This is a genomic window from Atopobium sp. oral taxon 810 str. F0209 (genome assembly GCF_000466405.1).
Lineage (GTDB): Bacteria > Actinomycetota > Coriobacteriia > Coriobacteriales > Atopobiaceae > Olegusella.
The window spans coordinates 94,163-110,343 of sequence record NZ_KE952966.1 but is presented as its reverse complement, the minus strand read 5'-3'; the positions used below and the strand labels follow the sequence as shown (position 1 = coordinate 110,343).

The window sequence follows — 16,181 nt, the reverse complement described above, 5'->3', positions numbered from 1 at the left end:
TCGCTCTGAGGGCCGATATGCGCCATTGCCCCGTTTTTGTACTGCAGCATTTCTGCTGGTAGAAGACCTATTTTGAAAGGCAGCTATTTTCCCGTGTTTTGTCGCATCTTGTAAGGTTCACAAACTTGACGGTAGAAGAGCTGTGTCTATATTTCAAGTATAAATATTTTATTCAATATCATCCTAAAATGGCGCACATCGACTCTCAGAGCGAAGAGGGGTCAGAAGAGGTCCGTTGCCCCACTGCAAAACGATACATTGCCATCTCATTCCAAGAGGGCGCAGCAGGACAAGTTCGCGCACGTAGTGACGTATAATACACTGCCAAGGAGCATCTTTGACGCAGAATACTCTATGACTGCACTCCTTTAGATCATGTTTCGCGATACGGACCTCATCAAAGTAGTTACTGGTATCCGACGCTGTGGAAAGTCAAGTCTGCTCAGATTGGTACAGGATAAACTCGGCTCGGAAGGCATTGCGCCAGCCGCCCTCGTTTCTCTCAATCTGGAAAGCAAGACATGCTCAGCGGCGACAGAGGATGAGCTATATACCTACTTTAGAGATAGGATCCAACTAGAGAGCAAAACCTACATCTTCATTGATGAGCCCCCAGCGGATTGAGGGATAGCAGACCGCCATAAACACCATGCGGACAGCCCATCTTGTTTGATGATGTTCTTGAGCGTTATTTAACGTACGGCGGCATGCCTACCATTGCATCTTTGGCTACGACAAAACAAGCTCATTCTGCATATTTCTTAAGTCTTTATGATGCAGTAGTGACAAGAGACATTCTTAACAGAGATAGAATCCAGGGTCAGAGCAAGGTGACCGATGCTGCACTTCTAGAGAGGATTGCATCGTTTCTGAGCTTGGGTGCTTCTTTGCTTGTCAACTCTACAGCCGCACGCACCAGCGCCTCAAGACGCTGTTGATAAGCCATATCTTCTGTAAGAAATCCTCTGAAACGATTAAGCAAAGCAGAGGTCGAGTACTGCTCATCCAGAAAATCGTGCTGCATACGCAATATAAGCGCGTCAATACCCTCATCGCCCACCAATCCAGCGATTTCCTGGCGCTGCTGACGAAGTTCCGTACGGCGTGATCGATACAAAATGTAGGACTTTGCCTGCGCAAAATATCCCTCACGCATCAGCACTTCTTCTACGAGGTCTTGGATGTGCTCAACACTTGTAGCATTTTCTTCTGCCATGCGTCTCTCAATCTGTGAGACGAGTTTGGCAATCTCATCTTCTGCGAGCTTGGTCGAAGTTGCTGCAAAGGATTTCTTTATTGCACGCGCAATTTTGGATGAGTCATACTCCTCTTGCGAGCCATTGCGTTTGATGATTTGCATGTATCCCCCATGCTACAAAACGGAGCATATCTGCCCCGATTAGGCCAAAAAATAACGGTGACTACAATACCATAGCTCTCTGCTTTTCAAGCCAGCATACGCAATATTTAGGAGCATATACGAAACCAAACCACTATATATAGTTGTTACAACTTAAAGGACATAGCAGAGAAAATAGTTTTACTCCCAGCGCCTAAGAGCTCAAAATATGCCATCAATATGACAGAACAAAAAAATAAAACTCATCAATTTCCGCCAAACCTGTACTTAACAAGGGCCAATTAAGGCTCATACAACTTCTATGGAAGGGGTCTCATGGATCTCAATCTCAAGGACAAAGTCGTTATTCTTACCGGCGCAACCGGCGGTATCGGCTCTGCAATCGCTCGTGCTTTTGCTGCTGAGGGCGCGAAACTTGCTATTTCATCTACCCGTCAAGAAAAGCTGGACAAACTAATTCCCACCCTTGGTATCGATGAAGATCATGTGCGCGGATTTGTCTGCGATGCTACCAAAGAAGAGCAGGTTAAAGCCTTTGTGGATGGCGCAAAGGAGGCATTTGGCACCATCGATATCGTCATTGCTAACGCTGGCTATGAGGGCAAGATGTCCCCTATCGCCGCTCAAAGCACCGAAGAGTTTGCAAAGGTTTATACACTCAACGTTTATAGCCCCATGTGGCTCATGAAGTACGCGGCTCCTACCCTGCAGGAAAAGAAGCACGGCTCCATTGTGGTACTTGCCTCTGCTGGCTCTTATACTCCGACTGCCTTGATGGGAGCCTACGTCTCCTCCAAGTATGCCGTTGCTGGCCTCACAAAATGCATTGCTCAGGAGCTTATGCCTGAGGGTATCACCTGCAATTACATCTGCCCCGGCCCCGTTGACACCGACATGATGCGCCGCATCGAGCATGACGCTGTGGGCGACACCATGACTCACGAAGAGGCCATGGCAATGTTTGCGGGCACCGCTCTTGACAAGCGTTACGCCACTCCTGAGGAAGTTGCAAATGCAGTCTTGGTAATGTCTTCTGATATCACCGCTCACACTACAGGTATGGGCTTCAACTTGGATGCTATTGTTCCTGCTCACTAAAGTTTTGCTTGTCTACATTTGTATGTAGTACATACATCATATGTCGCGGTTGGTCATCCACGATTGAATGCAGTTGTACCGATTGAATGCGACAGTTGTACCAAGCGCTCATATTCAGGTCACAAAACGGCCAATGGTTCAACTTTTTAGCCCCGTGGACGCGTTTTTATTCGGAATGCGAACAAAAACAACTCCTCGGGGCTAAAAGTTTTAACTACCTAGATGCAGACGCAGACTTGCTGCATGTAAGATTTATCACATGTAAGATTGTTGCAGTTGATAAAAACTAAGGAATAGTTTTGGAGAGTTTTGAAGCAAAACCAGGAGAAGCAATGCCTACAACAGTCGAGATATGCGCTGGAAGCTACGAAGACTGCTTAAACGCCCGGGATGCAGGTGCCGACCGCGTAGAACTCAACTCTGCCTTGTGGCTGGGAGGTCTTACGCCCAGCTTGGGCACGCTGCGTCTTGCGCGCTCTGTCCTTGATATTCCCATTATCGCAATGCTGCGCCCACGCGGGGCAGGTTTTTGTTACTCTTCCCACGAAGTCGAGGTTATGCTCGCCGATGCTTCAGCACTCATAGATGCGGGAGCAGATGGTATTGCTTTTGGTTTTCTTAATCCCGATGCCACCATTAACGTTGATCAAACACGTATGATGGTCGAACTTGCACATTCAGCAGCCAAAGAAGCCGTGTTTCACCGTGCTTTTGACGTGACGCCTGACCCCAAAGCCGCACTTGAGACACTTGTTGATTGCGGAGTAGACCGTATTCTCACGAGTGGTCAGAAGCCAAGCGCACATGCGGGAGCAACGCTCATTGCTCAGCTGCAAAAACAAGCAGCAGGGCGTATTCAAATCCTTGCTGGCGCTGGCATCAATGCACAAAATGTCTGTGATCTCATTAACAAAACTGGCGTTTGCCAAGTACATGCTTCCTGCCGAGACTACAAAAAAGACCCCACTACTACCTGTAATGGGGTCAGTTATGCCTATCTTGAGGATGACCTATCCTGCGCCTACGACTGCGTAAGCAAGGAGCGTGTTCAAGCGCTCACTTATGCCGTGCATCATGCTGAAGTCTAAGCGAGCTTGGAATACTCTTCGTCCGCCACAGACTCAAGCCACTCATTACTTGAGTCTGTACCAGGGATTTCAAATGCCAGATGACTAAACCATGAGTCAGGTGCTGCGCCATGCCAATGCTTGACACCTTCTGGAATCTCAATCACATCGCCCGGCAACATCTGCTGAGCAGGTCTGCCCCATTCTTGATAGTAACCACGTCCACCAACCGCAATCAGCAGCTGGCCGCCACCTGTTGACGCATGATGCACATGCCAATGGTTACGGCATCCTGGCTCAAAGGTCACATTAGCAATAGGAAATGGCTCACCACATACCGACGCTAGATAACTTTGCCCATCGAAATAGTCAGCATAGGCATCGTTGGGTCCACCCACGGGGAAGAAAATCGTTTTTTGATACTCAGCAAGTTCCTGATTGGCAGAAGAAACCGTCTCTTCATCTGTCCAAATTTCTTTGGCCATATTAAATACTGCCCATGCCACCGGCCAGCCTGCATAAAAAGCAGCATGCGTAATGATCGCTGCAATTTCGGACTTGCTCACACCATTTTTCTTTGCAGTCACAAGGTGATAACGCAAAGACGAATCCACCAAGCCGCGCCCCATAAAAACCGAAATGACAATGATGCTGCGTGTCTTGAGATCAATATCGGGGTTATTCCAATTTTCACCAAACAGCACGTCGTCGTTGAAGTGCGCAAACTCGGGAGCAAAAGTTCCTAGTGCGTCTCTACCAGCGGTTTGTACAATTTTTGCCATACCTAACACCCGCCTTTATTTTGAGATCAATGCAGCGCCTTCTTGAGAAATGTTGCGATGATTTCAGTATAAGCATCCTCACCCAAAAACTCTCGAGACTCTGCGTGCCCGGCACCATCGACAAGATGTAGCTCAACATAACCCTTGGTAGCATCACGTAATTTTTCGCTATTTGATGGTGCAATCAGGTCGTCGTCAGACCCATGAATTAAGCACAGAGGCACTTCATTGTTTTTAAGCGCTCCTATGGGATTAGTATCGTGCAAGTCATAACCGTAACGCAGGCGATGCGCTGCACCAACCACAGGCATCAGTGCTCCTAGATGGGCTTGATCGTATCCTGCCTGCAGCAGATCGTATAAATTAGCAAAACCGCAATCCGCTACAGCAAAATCTATGTCAGGACTTTTTCCCAACGCCGAAAGCGTTGTTGCACTGCCCATAGACTCACCATGCAGGCCAAGGGTAATGTCTTTGCCGTAGCGTTGATGTGTGTCCTGAATGAGGGTAAGCAAATCCTCAGACTCAAGATTGCCAAGCGTACAGGTAGTTGGGGCATTTTCCCCATGTGCGCGAATATCATAGATGATGCAGTTAAAGCCGAGCTTGCGGTAACTTGCTACATATTTCACTGCACCATAGCGATTAGAACGAAAACCGTGGGAAATAATGACGTACTTATTGCTGGTGTGTTCTGCAGGCACAAAACTGCAGTGGAGTTCATATCCGTCATATCCTTTTACCTGATATTCGCTTTGAGGAAGCAAATCAAAATCTCCCCAAAGCCCATGGTCAATCTCCCACTGACATTCGGCTTTAAGATCGTTGCCTTGCGGGTGCGCTATGGTTGATGCCATATAGAGCGCAAATCCTGCTACACCAACTACGGCTACACCAACTATTCCAAGCACGACTGCGACAGGACGCGACATTGTAACTTCTTCCGTCTTAAACCAATATCAAGAATACAAATCATTCTTGACACTATAGTCCTGCTCGTCCTAATCGCAGTCTTAAAGCACGCAATTACACTTCAGCACTTCTATACAAGACTCCACTGAGCACTTAAGCAGCGCTTGTTCCAAAAATCACCGTAGCTACCATTCTGCACAAGCAGTTCCTCATGAGTGCCCACCTCTACCAACTCTCCATCCGCATTCATTACCACAATCTGATCTGCCATTTTGATAGTTTCAAGCTTATGAGCCACCACAATCAGAGTCGAATGCTGTCTCAGTTCCTCCATGGAGCGCACGATATTCGCCTCGTTTTCTGCATCAAGTGCAGAGGTTGCCTCATCAAACAGCACGATAGGTGCCTGCTTGAGCAGAGCACGTGCAATCGAAACACGTTGACGCTCGCCGCCAGATAGACTACGTCCACCTTCGCCACAAGGTGTTTCCCAGCCTTCGGGCAAACGTTCGATAATCTCTGTCATTCCTGCTAGCTCAGCAACACGCGTAAGTTCTGTTTCTCCAGCATTGGGGCGAGCAATCAATACATTATTGCGAAGCGTATCGTTAAAGAGATACACATCCTGAAAAACAAAAGACACTTGCTCAAAGAGATGCTGCATAGAAAGATTCCGTATATCTGTTCCGCCGATGGTAATTTGTCCTGCATCGACATCATAAAAACGAGCAATGAGTTTGATAAGTGTAGTTTTGCCACAGCCAGATGGGCCTACGATAGCAATCATTTTTGATGCAGGCGCCGTCACGCTGACATTGCGAATAACAGGTTGACCTTCTATGTAGCTAAAAGCAACGCTTTTTAGCTCAACGGAACTATCAGCGGGCAGCCCTGCGCTCTGCTCGCATACAGACATCTCGGGTGCATCCATTACCTCATCAATACCATTGAGCATCATACGGCGCTCTTCAAGACCAAAAAGTGAAGCTGCTACCTCGGTGAGAAGTGCCGAAAAACGCAAAATGACGCCAATCATAATGAGTGTTTCAAGAGGGCTCATGTTTCCTGTAAGCCCCATCTGGCAAACAACCACGATGCCTAGCACAGTAAGCATCTGCACACCCATACCCGAAAGGAAATTTCCTACAACACCCCACCACAGACCACGAGTTAGATAAGCTTTGCTCTTTGAAAAACTATCCTTCAACTCGGGATAGCTACTGCTCGCGTTGCAAGCGCGAAGCGCTCCTTGACACTGAGCAAACTCAACGATGCGTGCTGCAATTAGCTCTTCTCCTTTGTTTTCTAAATGAGACATGCGAAAAACACAGGCCTGCCCCACATGCATCAGCAAAAATACAATAGGCACACCCACACTAAGCAACAGTCCCAGCTGCCAATTCCATATCCAGCAACCAAGACAAAAGATAATACAGGCAGACGCATTATGCAGAAGGCTACCAATGAAATATGCAGCTACTTGTCCTGTTGACATCATTTCATTGGTAACCATACGACTTAGGCGGCCCGCGCTCTGAGAGTCAAACCAGCCCAGAGGCAAACGCGAAACTTTATTGCCAATCATAATCTGCAGATCGCGCATGTACCCTAAACCCGATATATAGCTCAGCTTGGTACCCTCAACCGAAGTCAAGGCTCCACACAAAGCAAGCACGACAAGAAAAACTATCCATGCCTTATAGCTCAATCCCCACTGTGGCGTCCCAGATTGCAAAGCAGCAACTGTTGGCATAATTGCAGTTAAACTCACACCGCTAATAACACCTGATACAAGCTTATAAAAGGAGCCTTTCTGGTGAATTGCTTTATCAGCGTGAGACATAAAACGATAGAGACGCGGAAGAATCAACTTGTCTTTAAGCATAAATGTCACTCTCCTTTGCGGAAAGGAAATTTTCAAAACCACTCTGCTGAAGCAGGGCTTGGTAATGACCGTTATTAAGCAATTCCTGGTGAGTGCCGAGCGCAACAATATGCCCACGTTCCATTACTGCAATTTGATCGGCACCGAGAATCGAATTGAGACGGTGAGCAATAACAAGCACGGTACGCCCTTGGATTAAATTTCTGAGAGCACGCTGAATTTCAACCTCAGAATCAGGATCGGCAAAGGCAGTTGCCTCATCCATAATCAAAATTGGAGCATCAGTTAAAATCGCACGAGCAATAGCTACACGCTGACCTTCACCGCCTGATAGCTGACAATCGGAGCCCAACACGCTGTCATAGCTCTTGGGTAGCGACATAATATAGTCATCTATCTGCGCAATCTGTGCAGCTCTCCGCACTTCTTCCAAGCTAGCATCAGGACATGCCAAGGAGATATTTCGGCGAATGCTGGTATTAAGCAACATCGAATCTTGCAGAACAAAAGACACATAACGATACAGTTCGTTTGTATCAATCTGTCGCAAATCAATCCCACCTAGACGAATTGTCCCCTCGTCAGGATCATCAAAACGTGCAATAAGCGTGGCGAGCGTTGATTTACCCGATCCCGAAGGACCAATCAGCGCTGTCACCGTATTGGATTTAAACGTCAATGAAAGCTGTGATAAAGCGTTTGTCTCTCCATAGGAATAAGAGACGCCATCAACCTCGATATCCAAATCACCTTCAGGTAGTTGAGGACAATCTGCTTGCGGCAAAGTATCAACTTCCATGAGTTCGCAAAGACGTATCGCAGCTGCACCTGCAGTCTGATATGACCAGACGATATTCGAAACCGTAGTCATTGCATTTGGCAATACAACGGCTATAAGCGTGCAAGCAAGCAATTGTGGAACTGTCGCCAAACCAGCAGTACACAGCAGGCCGCCACCGCCAAGGTTTACCAGCAAAATTACAGGTATGGACACAAACTCCTGTGCTACGGAGCACAAACCAATTAAGGGTCCGCACCAAGCCCAGTAAGAATCTGCAAAACCCTTGGCTGCGTTTTGATAATTGTCGTGTGCCTCCCCTACCTTAGAGAAGGCTTTAACCACTTTAATGCCCGAGACAAGCTCAACCATCGTTGAGGAAACCTCAGCAAGATGCGTATTCATTTCGGCAGTTTTTGGACCCATATCTTTCATTGAACTACCGTAAAGCAGCATATAAATAGGCACCGTAACGACGCCTACCAGAGCCAACTTCCAGTTGATAACAAACATAAAAACAAGCAGAACAAGCGGCGTTAATGCACCATTAACCAAATCAACTGGTGCATGTGCAATCACGGTATGCACCACACGCGTGTCATCCTGTACGGCACTACGAATAGAACCCGAACCATGAGTGTCAAACCATGCTAAAGGAACACTGCTCAGACGCTCTGCAATGCGCTCACGAATCAACACGCGCAGCTTCACATCGGCAAAGTGTGTAATCGAAAGCGCTAGCACATACAACGTCATCTTAGTTAAAAAGAACATAACAAGCAGCGAAACAATATGCTCAACCTGATGAGTATCAAGTAGATAGTTACCCGTCGACGCATCAAGAAAAACGTCTCCCAGCTTTACTAGCGCAAAGTACGGTACAAAAGCAAGCATGGCAGATGCAACAGTAAGTATCTGGGCGATTCTTGTTCTTCCCTTAATTGGTGCCGAGAGTTTTTTCATTGCCTCGCGACCAGCTTTATCTTTTTGGCGGTCTTCTTCAGAAACTTGTGGCACAGCAGTACCTCCCATGAGTCACCACTCAGTCCAAACCCGAAGGCGAACTGAAGTATGTTAACCTTTACTAACATTTCATTCTATAGAGCTTTGCATATGAGCTGCTAAGAAAGTACTAAATGGAGAAGGTCCCCGAAAAAATAACGAATATTACCGAAAATCATTTCTCGAGTAAGTGGTACAAAAAGCTATCGGAAGACCCGGAATTGTTGACTGAGCAGTCATCTGGTGATTTATCTGCCATCCGCAATACCTTTGAGCCAATACTGCAAACTATAGGCTGCGTTCCCAGTAAAGAAGCGCTGGACCAGGGATGGATTTCTAAGACTGCAATCAGATCGTATGGGTCAACTTGGGTAATGAATCCAGCCCGAGGCAGTGGAGAGTGCTGGTATGGCATCATCGATTCAGATGCGGTACTTATCTCAATGGATTTAAAGCTGAATGAACGCGCGATTTATCGAGGTCCGTCAGTCGAACTCATAGGGTTTGGTTGCTATGGACATGATATGACCAACTATTTCATCGAACCACTACCAGATAAGCGCCCAGCTCTTATTGGTTATAGATGGACCTATCATCTGTTCCAACAAATATGCGAAGCTCACGCTCAATTCAAAAGTTGTTCTCTTTCTCTGCGTCCAAAAGCACTTGAGCGCTATAGTTGTCTTTTGGGAGTTACTCCCAAAGATATTCTTTCTGCTATTTCACAGCTTGACGGCACTCGAGAGCTATCTAAGCTTAAAGAAGCAATGAATGAATTCGTAGACGCGCGTCCTAGTAAAAACTGTGCGCCTGCCTACTATCACGCTAAGCTTATTGAACTTCTTGTACTGCTTATAGATGGTGTGCACAGAGATCATACAGCTCGTAGCTCACGTTCGGTACAGGATTGGGAAATCTGTGAAGAAGCTAGCCAATATATAAAAGCAAATCTTGATCAAGATCTATCCACGCGTACCCTTGAAAAGGTGCTACATCTTAGTGCGGCGCGCCTCATTGATGCCTTTAGGCGCAGTCGCGGAACTACTCCTCAAGATTTTATACGAAAGCAGCGCGTGGAATTTGCCGCTATGCAATTGTTAGACGGAAACGAGACTATCTGTAACATAGCCAAGCATGTTGGTTATGCCAATCAAGGCGCATTTTCCGAGGCTTTCAAAGCAATGACGGGCCTGACACCGAGCCGCTTTCGTCGCGACAAACTGTCACACCCATGTCAAAATCTTTTGGATAGGTAGCATGCTGCCCATCCCACGCACAGCCTCTTTTACACAAAATATGCCGGACAGGACACTTTTCTTTTGCAGGCAAGCAAAGCAAAACTTAAAAGCATGCTGGACATTATTTTTTTCTTGTCAACGAGCATACATGTTCGCTGACAACTCTAAATTGCAATCCAAACTCAATAAGCGCATCAGCCAAATAGAAGCCAAAAATAAAACCAATTACATTAGACACGATGTCTATCACGTCAAAGATGCCAAGTTTGAACACATACTGTAACGATTCGCACACAAGTACAATAAGTATTGCGGCAATGATTGATTTACCTACAGACACCGCCTTCGTGCGAAAGATACATCCCAAAGGCACTAGAATAAAGAGATTAAAGAAAAAGGTAGCGGGTTGCCAAAGCAAAATATCCCCTACATCTGCAAAGTTAAAATTGACTCCCTGAACCCCTCTGCTCTTTAGCATGATGAGTCCAAATGCAAGAACAATATAAACTGCAGGAGCAGCTTTAACCAATATTGTAAGATACCGATTCATAGCAACCTGATAGGCAATGCCAGAGGCACATAGTGCAACAACTGCATGTATCGTAATCATAAAAGCAGGATTTCCTAAGAGACTGAAGGAATGCTCTCCTATAAGGAGAGAAAGAAAGTTATATCCAATTCCCCCAAAAAAACTGATGGAGAATCTAAATCCTACATACCCTGCCAACACAGCAAAAATAATACTGAGTAGTCTGCGCATAACATTCTCCTTTCCAATTGTAACGAAATAGATTATCTTAATCATAGATAAATGTTTACTCAAATGAAGGGAGTAGTGTTGTAAAAATGAATGCAGTGAAAAAACCATCAATAAAAAAGATAATCAGATCGACAGTCATTTATGGATTTAGCGCATTCGTGATTGCCTTATCAATACTAACTCCAAATATTGCAAATGCAGGAAATTTTACATATAAGGGATACGGAATCAGAGATTGGCCTTCTGTTGGAACCGCAGCTATACAGTCTTCTACAAAAGGGAAAGTAAGCCATCATCAAAAGAAAAAATATAAACAAGATAACCATGGGTTGACTGTCTATATCCAAAAACGCGAATGGTGGGGCTGGTCGATTATTGCTTCTAAATCTTTTGTAGGAACTACAAGTGGAACCTTTTCAGCACGTTGCAAACCTGGTACTTATAAGCTGTATTTTAAAGCAAATGATCCACTATATAAGTATGATATCTGGGGTTCTTTCAGCTGGTAAGCTATATAGATAGAATTTGACTTTTATAATTAATTAGTCCCGTTTTTCATAGTTTAACTTGGAAAACGGGACTTGTATTATGAAGATGCGTGTGGAAACTAAATAACGAGATGATAATGTCTAAACTGGCACATATCGAATACGACACTACTCAATGAAGCTGCGAGAGTGCAGCATTCAAACTGGATTTAGTAAATATTGAATATGGTACCTTTTTCATCTTCTACTTACTCATATAATGCGTATTGGTATATTACAGACAGTCTTTGGGAAAACGTCTTACTACAATAGAAGCAGGACTCTGCACTCATGATTGAAGTTTGCTTTAGCCAAAATGTGCGCACCCTCCTTTGCCTTGCAAAAAATTTTGGTGTTGAGCTTGGTGATATTGCTCTTTTCCCAGATGATTTGACCCTCGGAAGCTTGTCAAACATGAGTCCCCAACAACGGAGAAGCGAGTTAGAAAAGCTTTCAATACATCCTGCAGAGGATTTTGAGGAGCAGTATACGTCCTTTGTCAATACAGTATCGCACGCCTCAGAACTCAGAGTTTGGTATGCAAACATGCCTTACGAAATCCTGGCATGCATATATACCTGCTTTATATCTGTAGAAAATGCAACTATATGCAGCGTAGATGTAAATGCTTCTGGACTCATGGACGAAAATGGAGCAATCAATCCATCAGGCATATGCGGAGGCATTCATTCATCACCAGTTGATGCCATATGGTTCAAACAAGTCTGGTCAAACCTTGTTCGTGATAATGCCTTGTTGAGAACAGTCGATGGGTGGCAACCAGCAAGTCGCAGTCTCGATTTTTTCGATGATCTGATTAATGATGCAATAGCAAGCTGTAATTCCGATGATTTAGAGGACATCGGTATGGCAGCCTTTGACCTATGTGCACAGAGCCCGTATGGCTTCATGAATCCTGAATTCTTTATGGGACGAGCCAAACTACTTTGCATATAGGCAAAAAGTGTGTCTGGTTAGATTTCTTATATAGGGTTGAAATGCTCCAATCACAAATGGTTCAAGTTTCGAACTTGGCAATTGCAAAAAGGGCTGGTCAGATTTTTCTGAATCTCGAAAGATGAACCATCTTGTCAAAGCTGGGCATGCAATAGGTTCAAGAAGCACCCTTTTGGCTACATCGGGTTCAATAAGCACCTTTTTACCCACAAACGGTTCAATAAGCACCCTTACGACAATTTTTATCTGGGGTTTCTCGAGCCATTCGGTACGCTTTTGAACCGCCTGTGAGAAATGCAATACAACGGGTTCATGATGCATCCATTTATTTGTATTTTGCTCACATCGGATTCAAGATGCACCCTCAGCAAAAAAGCAAACAGTGCTTTTACGGCAATAGAGCGACGGCATTGAACCGCCTGCAGGAAGCCAGAGACAGTATCGCACCTAATATGGATGCCCTGAGATTCGAGGCGCAACTGCGACCGTCTGCAAAAAAATGCTTTGTGAACTGCCTTGAAAGACTACTTGTACTTGAAAATAAAACATACCTAGACACATAACGTCTAGGTATGTTTTTATTCCACCGCTTAGCTTTGTGACCCTAAATCTTTCTTGGGCGCACGTTTTGCGGCAGGCAAGCGTCCTGCACGCTTGAGAGCATCGCGAATAATCCACTCTACCTGGGCATTAGAGCTACGCATTTCATCGTTTGCCCATAGCTGCACCGCTTCCCAGAGTTCAGGATCTATACGCAGGGGATACTGCTTTCTCGCCATAGCAAATCAACCCTACTGATAGAGACTGCCCGTATTCACCACAGGCTGAGCTTCAGATTCACCGCAAAGAACCACCATCAAGTTTGAAGCCATGACAGCTTTACGGTCATCATCGAACTCGACAATACCCCCATCAGAGAGTTGAGACAGTGCCATGTCAACCATGCTGACGGCACCCTCAACAATCTTTTTGCGTGCAGCAATAACAGCATCAGCCTGCTGACGACGAAGCATTGCCTGCGCAATTTCAGGTGCATATGCCAAATGAGTAAGACGAGCGTCATCCACACTTACACCAGCAACACTTAATTTGCGGTCAAGCTCTGCTTTGAGCGTGGCAGACACTTCTTCAATATTGGACCGCAAGGTTATAGCGTTATTATTGTCGTCCTCGTCTTCCATATGATCATAGGCATAGATACTTGCCACATGACGCAGGGCAGTTTCGGTTTGCATCGACACATAACTCTCGTAGTTGTCAACGTCAAAGGCGGCCTTTGCCGTATCGGCTACATGCCATACAACAACTGTTGCAATCTCGATGGGATTGCCCATCTTGTCGTTAACCTTGATACGCTCACCGTCATGAGTGCGGGCACGTAGAGAAATAGTCGCTGATGTGGACTTACTCGCATCAAAAGACACGCCTTCCTCGCCTACTTTGAGGCTTGAAGAAGACTCCCCTAAAACACCGCCCAAACTCTTAGAGAAAAACGGATTTGCCCAGCGCAAGCCTTCATCGCGTACGGTGCCTTTGTATTGACCAAAAAGTACGCAAATGCGTGCTTGGCCTGGCTGTAGGGAAAAGAAACCACAAGCAACGATGATGGCAGCTATAAGAATTACCACACTCAGAATGAGACCGAACACTGCTAAAACTGGCACTGGAAGTGCACTATCTGCTGCTTGAATCAGGCTGATGAGACTTAGCACAAAACAGGCAATGGAGCCAACGAACATCAGCAAATCCACTGCAAGCATGCCCCAACCAGAAGCGACATGTAATACTTTTTCCTTGCTCATAATGACATCCCTTTCGAAAGACGCCAGAAAATGGCTGGAGCAATTCATAGCCCAGCTGTATTGCTGCGCATGCTGAGGCAAATCGCGCATGCGGTGAACTCATTGTGATATCACTTTGGTTTCTTGTCAATGGTTTTCGTTGAGCAAGCTATGCTTCCTCATGTTTTGCTTATGTTCTACTTCTCGGCGTTCTGCTTACACTCTTCTCTTATGCTGCTCCGATTCTATAAAAGTAGTCGGATTTCCCCTACATCGGCAAGCAGAACCATGCAAGTAGCAACACTCGAATGGATGCACTCTGCTGCAGCTAGCTCACAGGCATAAGTAATCTCAGCTCCTAGATTTTATGCGTTCGCATAAAATCTCCTACGTTCTACAATATTGATGCGTTCGCATAAATATTCAACATGAAGGTTATAATATATGTGAACGCATAAGAAAGGTTCATCATGCTTCTATCTTCTATTTCGAGCGCAGATGATCTTGGTGCTCTTATCCGCAAACGACGTAAAGAGCTTGGTTATACCCAGCTTGAACTCGCTGAGGGAGTAGGTGTAGGTGTTACCTTTATTTCAAAACTTGAAAATGGAAAAGGTAGCTCTGAGTTTGATCGCGTATTGCGCGTCGCTCGCATACTTGGTATTGACCTCTTTGCCCAGGTAAGGGACTAGTAATGGCACACGATAATAAAATGCTTGGAGTTCTACTCATTAACGGCGAGCACGTAACTCTCGCAGGAACAATCGATCCGCAGATAAAGCATTTTTGTTATGAAAAGGCTTATCTAGAGAGCATGAAGGGAACTGCACTTTCGCTTTCTCTTCCTCTAACGAACAGACCCTATGAGGAGCCTGAATTTAAACCATATTTTGAAGGTCTCCTTCCAGAAGGTGAGGCACGGCACGCTCTTGCTGCACAGCTAGGAGCACGGGAAGAAGATTATCTAACACTTTTGTGCGGCATACTTGACTGCATCGGTGACATTGCAGTTGTTGAACTTCCTGAAGGAGAGAAAAATTGGGAAGATTTGCTTTCTTTAGCTCATTACGAGCCGATTTCACTTTCTGATATCTCCTGCTCGCTCACATCAAGTGAGAGGGTTGCTCAGGCCAGTCTTGCCTCCCGCCTCTCTCTAACTGGCACACAGCACAAGCTTGGACTTGCACGCATGTTTGACGACAAAAAAACTTTGACGTGGCTTCGGCCTCTAGATGGAGCAGCCTCTACACATATACTCAAAGCTGGTCAAATTACTCGCATACCTGAGTTGGAAATGCTTGCTTTATCTGCAGCAAGATCCTGCGGTATCAAAGTGGCGTCTGCTGAGTTAATCGAACTACAACCAGGTAATATTGCAATTTGTGTTGAACGCTTTGATCGTCAAATTTCAAAGGATGCCAACAAAAAACTTACCGTGCTACGCCGCCATCAAGAAGACTTCTCTCAAGCGCTTAGGCTATCTTCAGGCTCAAAGTATGCCGAGCTTGAGCCAAGCAGTGCCAAAGTAATAGCCGAATTACTCAAGCAGCATTCTGCACGTCCACTCGACGATATAAGGATGTTCGCTCACATTGCGCTCTTCAACTATCTCATTGGTAACTGTGATAATCATCTCAAGAATTTTTCGCTCATCCATGAGGGGAAATGGGTGAGACTTTCCCCTGCATACGATTTAGTGCCCACCGCAATTTTTCCTCGTTTCAGTAGGGAAATGGGTATGAACATCGGGACTCATAGGAATATTGATGAGATCAACTCTCGTGACTTTTCCCTGTTTGCAAATGAGCTTTCTATCAGCCCTAACTTATTGCGCAAGCTTGCAAAAAAAATGATACATACGCTCCCATCTGCGATAATGGTAGAAGCCTACAAACAAGAAGCTCTCGGATTTGAAACGCTTTCCTATGATGCAGAGGATTTGGTAGACGATCTGCAGACGCGACTCCATGTCCTTGAGAGTTTCGTCGAAGGATAGAAAAAGGCGCTGAAACCAAAGGTGCCAGCGCCTTTACA

Annotated in this window: 16 protein-coding genes; 8 read left to right on the top strand and 8 right to left on the bottom strand. The window is 45.6% G+C overall.

The annotated features are described in order from the left end of the window. Nucleotides 1-375 precede the first annotated feature (375 nt). Nucleotides 376-624, top strand: coding sequence for an AAA family ATPase (locus HMPREF9069_RS09800; protein WP_021626703.1), 249 nt, complete (start codon nt 376-378; stop codon nt 622-624). 196 nt (nt 625-820) lie between these two features. Here the strand turns inward: HMPREF9069_RS09800 and HMPREF9069_RS07780 are convergent, their stop codons facing one another. Then, nucleotides 821-1,360, bottom strand: a complete 540-nt coding sequence (locus tag HMPREF9069_RS07780; protein WP_021626702.1) for an ATP cone domain-containing protein — start codon at nt 1,358-1,360, stop codon at nt 821-823. 315 nt (nt 1,361-1,675) lie between these two features. Between HMPREF9069_RS07780 and HMPREF9069_RS07775 the strand changes: the two genes are divergently transcribed. Further along, nucleotides 1,676-2,458: an SDR family NAD(P)-dependent oxidoreductase gene (locus tag HMPREF9069_RS07775; RefSeq protein ID WP_021626701.1), complete on the top strand. Its 783-nt coding sequence runs from the start codon at nt 1,676-1,678 to the stop codon at nt 2,456-2,458. Nucleotides 2,459-2,790: 332 nt separating this feature from the next. Further along, nucleotides 2,791-3,546, top strand: a complete 756-nt coding sequence (locus HMPREF9069_RS07770; RefSeq protein WP_021626699.1) for a copper homeostasis protein CutC — start codon at nt 2,791-2,793, stop codon at nt 3,544-3,546. On the opposite strand, the gene HMPREF9069_RS07765 is transcribed toward HMPREF9069_RS07770, so the two are convergent. From HMPREF9069_RS07765 to HMPREF9069_RS07750, 4 genes are all read right to left on the bottom strand, one after another. Beyond that, nucleotides 3,543-4,307, bottom strand: coding sequence for a carboxymuconolactone decarboxylase family protein (locus HMPREF9069_RS07765; RefSeq protein WP_021626698.1), 765 nt, complete (start codon nt 4,305-4,307; stop codon nt 3,543-3,545). The two genes, HMPREF9069_RS07770 and HMPREF9069_RS07765, sit on opposite strands and share 4 nt — an antisense overlap. Nucleotides 4,308-4,333: 26 nt before the next feature. Beyond that, complete coding sequence (locus HMPREF9069_RS07760) at nt 4,334-5,239, bottom strand: alpha/beta hydrolase (RefSeq protein WP_021626697.1); 906 nt, start codon at nt 5,237-5,239, stop codon at nt 4,334-4,336. Between the two features lie 110 nt (nt 5,240-5,349). Then, on the bottom strand, nt 5,350-7,104 hold the full coding sequence (locus HMPREF9069_RS07755; protein WP_021626696.1) for an ABC transporter ATP-binding protein: 1,755 nt from the start codon (nt 7,102-7,104) through the stop codon (nt 5,350-5,352). Next, nucleotides 7,097-8,899, bottom strand: a complete 1,803-nt coding sequence (locus tag HMPREF9069_RS07750) for an ABC transporter ATP-binding protein (RefSeq protein WP_198009743.1) — start codon at nt 8,897-8,899, stop codon at nt 7,097-7,099. The genes HMPREF9069_RS07755 and HMPREF9069_RS07750 overlap by 8 nt, the downstream gene beginning before the upstream one ends. Before the next feature lie 119 nt (nt 8,900-9,018). On the opposite strand from HMPREF9069_RS07750, the gene HMPREF9069_RS07745 reads away from it, so the two are divergent. Further along, nucleotides 9,019-10,140 (top strand): helix-turn-helix domain-containing protein, encoded by a 1,122-nt coding sequence (locus HMPREF9069_RS07745; RefSeq protein ID WP_021626693.1) that lies wholly within the window; start codon nt 9,019-9,021, stop codon nt 10,138-10,140. Between the two features lie 103 nt (nt 10,141-10,243). Here the strand turns inward: HMPREF9069_RS07745 and HMPREF9069_RS07740 are convergent, their stop codons facing one another. Next, nucleotides 10,244-10,882, bottom strand: a complete 639-nt coding sequence (locus tag HMPREF9069_RS07740; protein ID WP_035438846.1) for a VanZ family protein — start codon at nt 10,880-10,882, stop codon at nt 10,244-10,246. Between the two features lie 86 nt (nt 10,883-10,968). On the opposite strand from HMPREF9069_RS07740, the gene HMPREF9069_RS09290 reads away from it, so the two are divergent. Both HMPREF9069_RS09290 and HMPREF9069_RS07730 read left to right on the top strand, forming a co-directional pair. After that, on the top strand, nt 10,969-11,391 hold the full coding sequence (locus HMPREF9069_RS09290; protein WP_021626691.1) for a hypothetical protein: 423 nt from the start codon (nt 10,969-10,971) through the stop codon (nt 11,389-11,391). Between the two features lie 309 nt (nt 11,392-11,700). Continuing rightward, nucleotides 11,701-12,366, top strand: a complete 666-nt coding sequence (locus tag HMPREF9069_RS07730; protein ID WP_021626690.1) for a DUF1835 domain-containing protein — start codon at nt 11,701-11,703, stop codon at nt 12,364-12,366. Between the two features lie 590 nt (nt 12,367-12,956). Here the strand turns inward: HMPREF9069_RS07730 and HMPREF9069_RS07725 are convergent. Next, entirely contained in the window at nt 12,957-13,145 is a 189-nt protein-coding gene (locus tag HMPREF9069_RS07725; protein ID WP_021626687.1) for a type II toxin-antitoxin system antitoxin, read from the bottom strand. A 12-nt stretch (nt 13,146-13,157) separates the two neighbouring features. Continuing rightward, entirely contained in the window at nt 13,158-14,168 is a 1,011-nt protein-coding gene (locus tag HMPREF9069_RS07720) for an SPFH domain-containing protein (protein WP_035438845.1), read from the bottom strand. 449 nt (nt 14,169-14,617) lie between these two features. On the opposite strand from HMPREF9069_RS07720, the gene HMPREF9069_RS07715 reads away from it, so the two are divergent. Beyond that, a complete protein-coding gene (locus HMPREF9069_RS07715) occupies nt 14,618-14,839 on the top strand; it encodes a helix-turn-helix transcriptional regulator (protein ID WP_021626684.1) in 222 nt (73 codons plus the stop codon). A 2-nt stretch (nt 14,840-14,841) separates the two neighbouring features. Beyond that, entirely contained in the window at nt 14,842-16,143 is a 1,302-nt protein-coding gene (locus HMPREF9069_RS07710) for a HipA domain-containing protein (RefSeq protein ID WP_021626683.1), read from the top strand. Nucleotides 16,144-16,181: the final 38 nt, after the last annotated feature.

What these genes read in the sequence shown, in the direction of transcription:
- HMPREF9069_RS09290 (WP_021626691.1), top strand. Translation starts at nt 10,969, where the DNA reads ATGAATGCAGTGAAAAAACCATCAATAAAAAAGATAATCAGATCGACA.
- HMPREF9069_RS07770 (WP_021626699.1), top strand. Translation starts at nt 2,791, where the DNA reads ATGCCTACAACAGTCGAGATATGCGCTGGAAGCTACGAAGACTGCTTA.
- HMPREF9069_RS07730 (WP_021626690.1), top strand. Translation starts at nt 11,701, where the DNA reads ATGATTGAAGTTTGCTTTAGCCAAAATGTGCGCACCCTCCTTTGCCTT.
- HMPREF9069_RS07745 (WP_021626693.1), top strand. Translation starts at nt 9,019, where the DNA reads ATGGAGAAGGTCCCCGAAAAAATAACGAATATTACCGAAAATCATTTC.
- HMPREF9069_RS07760 (WP_021626697.1), bottom strand. Translation starts at nt 5,239, where the DNA reads ATGTCGCGTCCTGTCGCAGTCGTGCTTGGAATAGTTGGTGTAGCCGTA.
- HMPREF9069_RS07720 (WP_035438845.1), bottom strand. Translation starts at nt 14,168, where the DNA reads ATGAGCAAGGAAAAAGTATTACATGTCGCTTCTGGTTGGGGCATGCTT.
- HMPREF9069_RS07725 (WP_021626687.1), bottom strand. Translation starts at nt 13,145, where the DNA reads ATGGCGAGAAAGCAGTATCCCCTGCGTATAGATCCTGAACTCTGGGAA.
- HMPREF9069_RS07780 (WP_021626702.1), bottom strand. Translation starts at nt 1,360, where the DNA reads ATGCAAATCATCAAACGCAATGGCTCGCAAGAGGAGTATGACTCATCC.
- HMPREF9069_RS07755 (WP_021626696.1), bottom strand. Translation starts at nt 7,104, where the DNA reads ATGCTTAAAGACAAGTTGATTCTTCCGCGTCTCTATCGTTTTATGTCT.
- HMPREF9069_RS07740 (WP_035438846.1), bottom strand. Translation starts at nt 10,882, where the DNA reads ATGCGCAGACTACTCAGTATTATTTTTGCTGTGTTGGCAGGGTATGTA.
- HMPREF9069_RS07710 (WP_021626683.1), top strand. Translation starts at nt 14,842, where the DNA reads ATGGCACACGATAATAAAATGCTTGGAGTTCTACTCATTAACGGCGAG.
- HMPREF9069_RS09800 (WP_021626703.1), top strand. Translation starts at nt 376, where the DNA reads ATGTTTCGCGATACGGACCTCATCAAAGTAGTTACTGGTATCCGACGC.
- HMPREF9069_RS07715 (WP_021626684.1), top strand. Translation starts at nt 14,618, where the DNA reads ATGCTTCTATCTTCTATTTCGAGCGCAGATGATCTTGGTGCTCTTATC.
- HMPREF9069_RS07775 (WP_021626701.1), top strand. Translation starts at nt 1,676, where the DNA reads ATGGATCTCAATCTCAAGGACAAAGTCGTTATTCTTACCGGCGCAACC.
- HMPREF9069_RS07765 (WP_021626698.1), bottom strand. Translation starts at nt 4,307, where the DNA reads ATGGCAAAAATTGTACAAACCGCTGGTAGAGACGCACTAGGAACTTTT.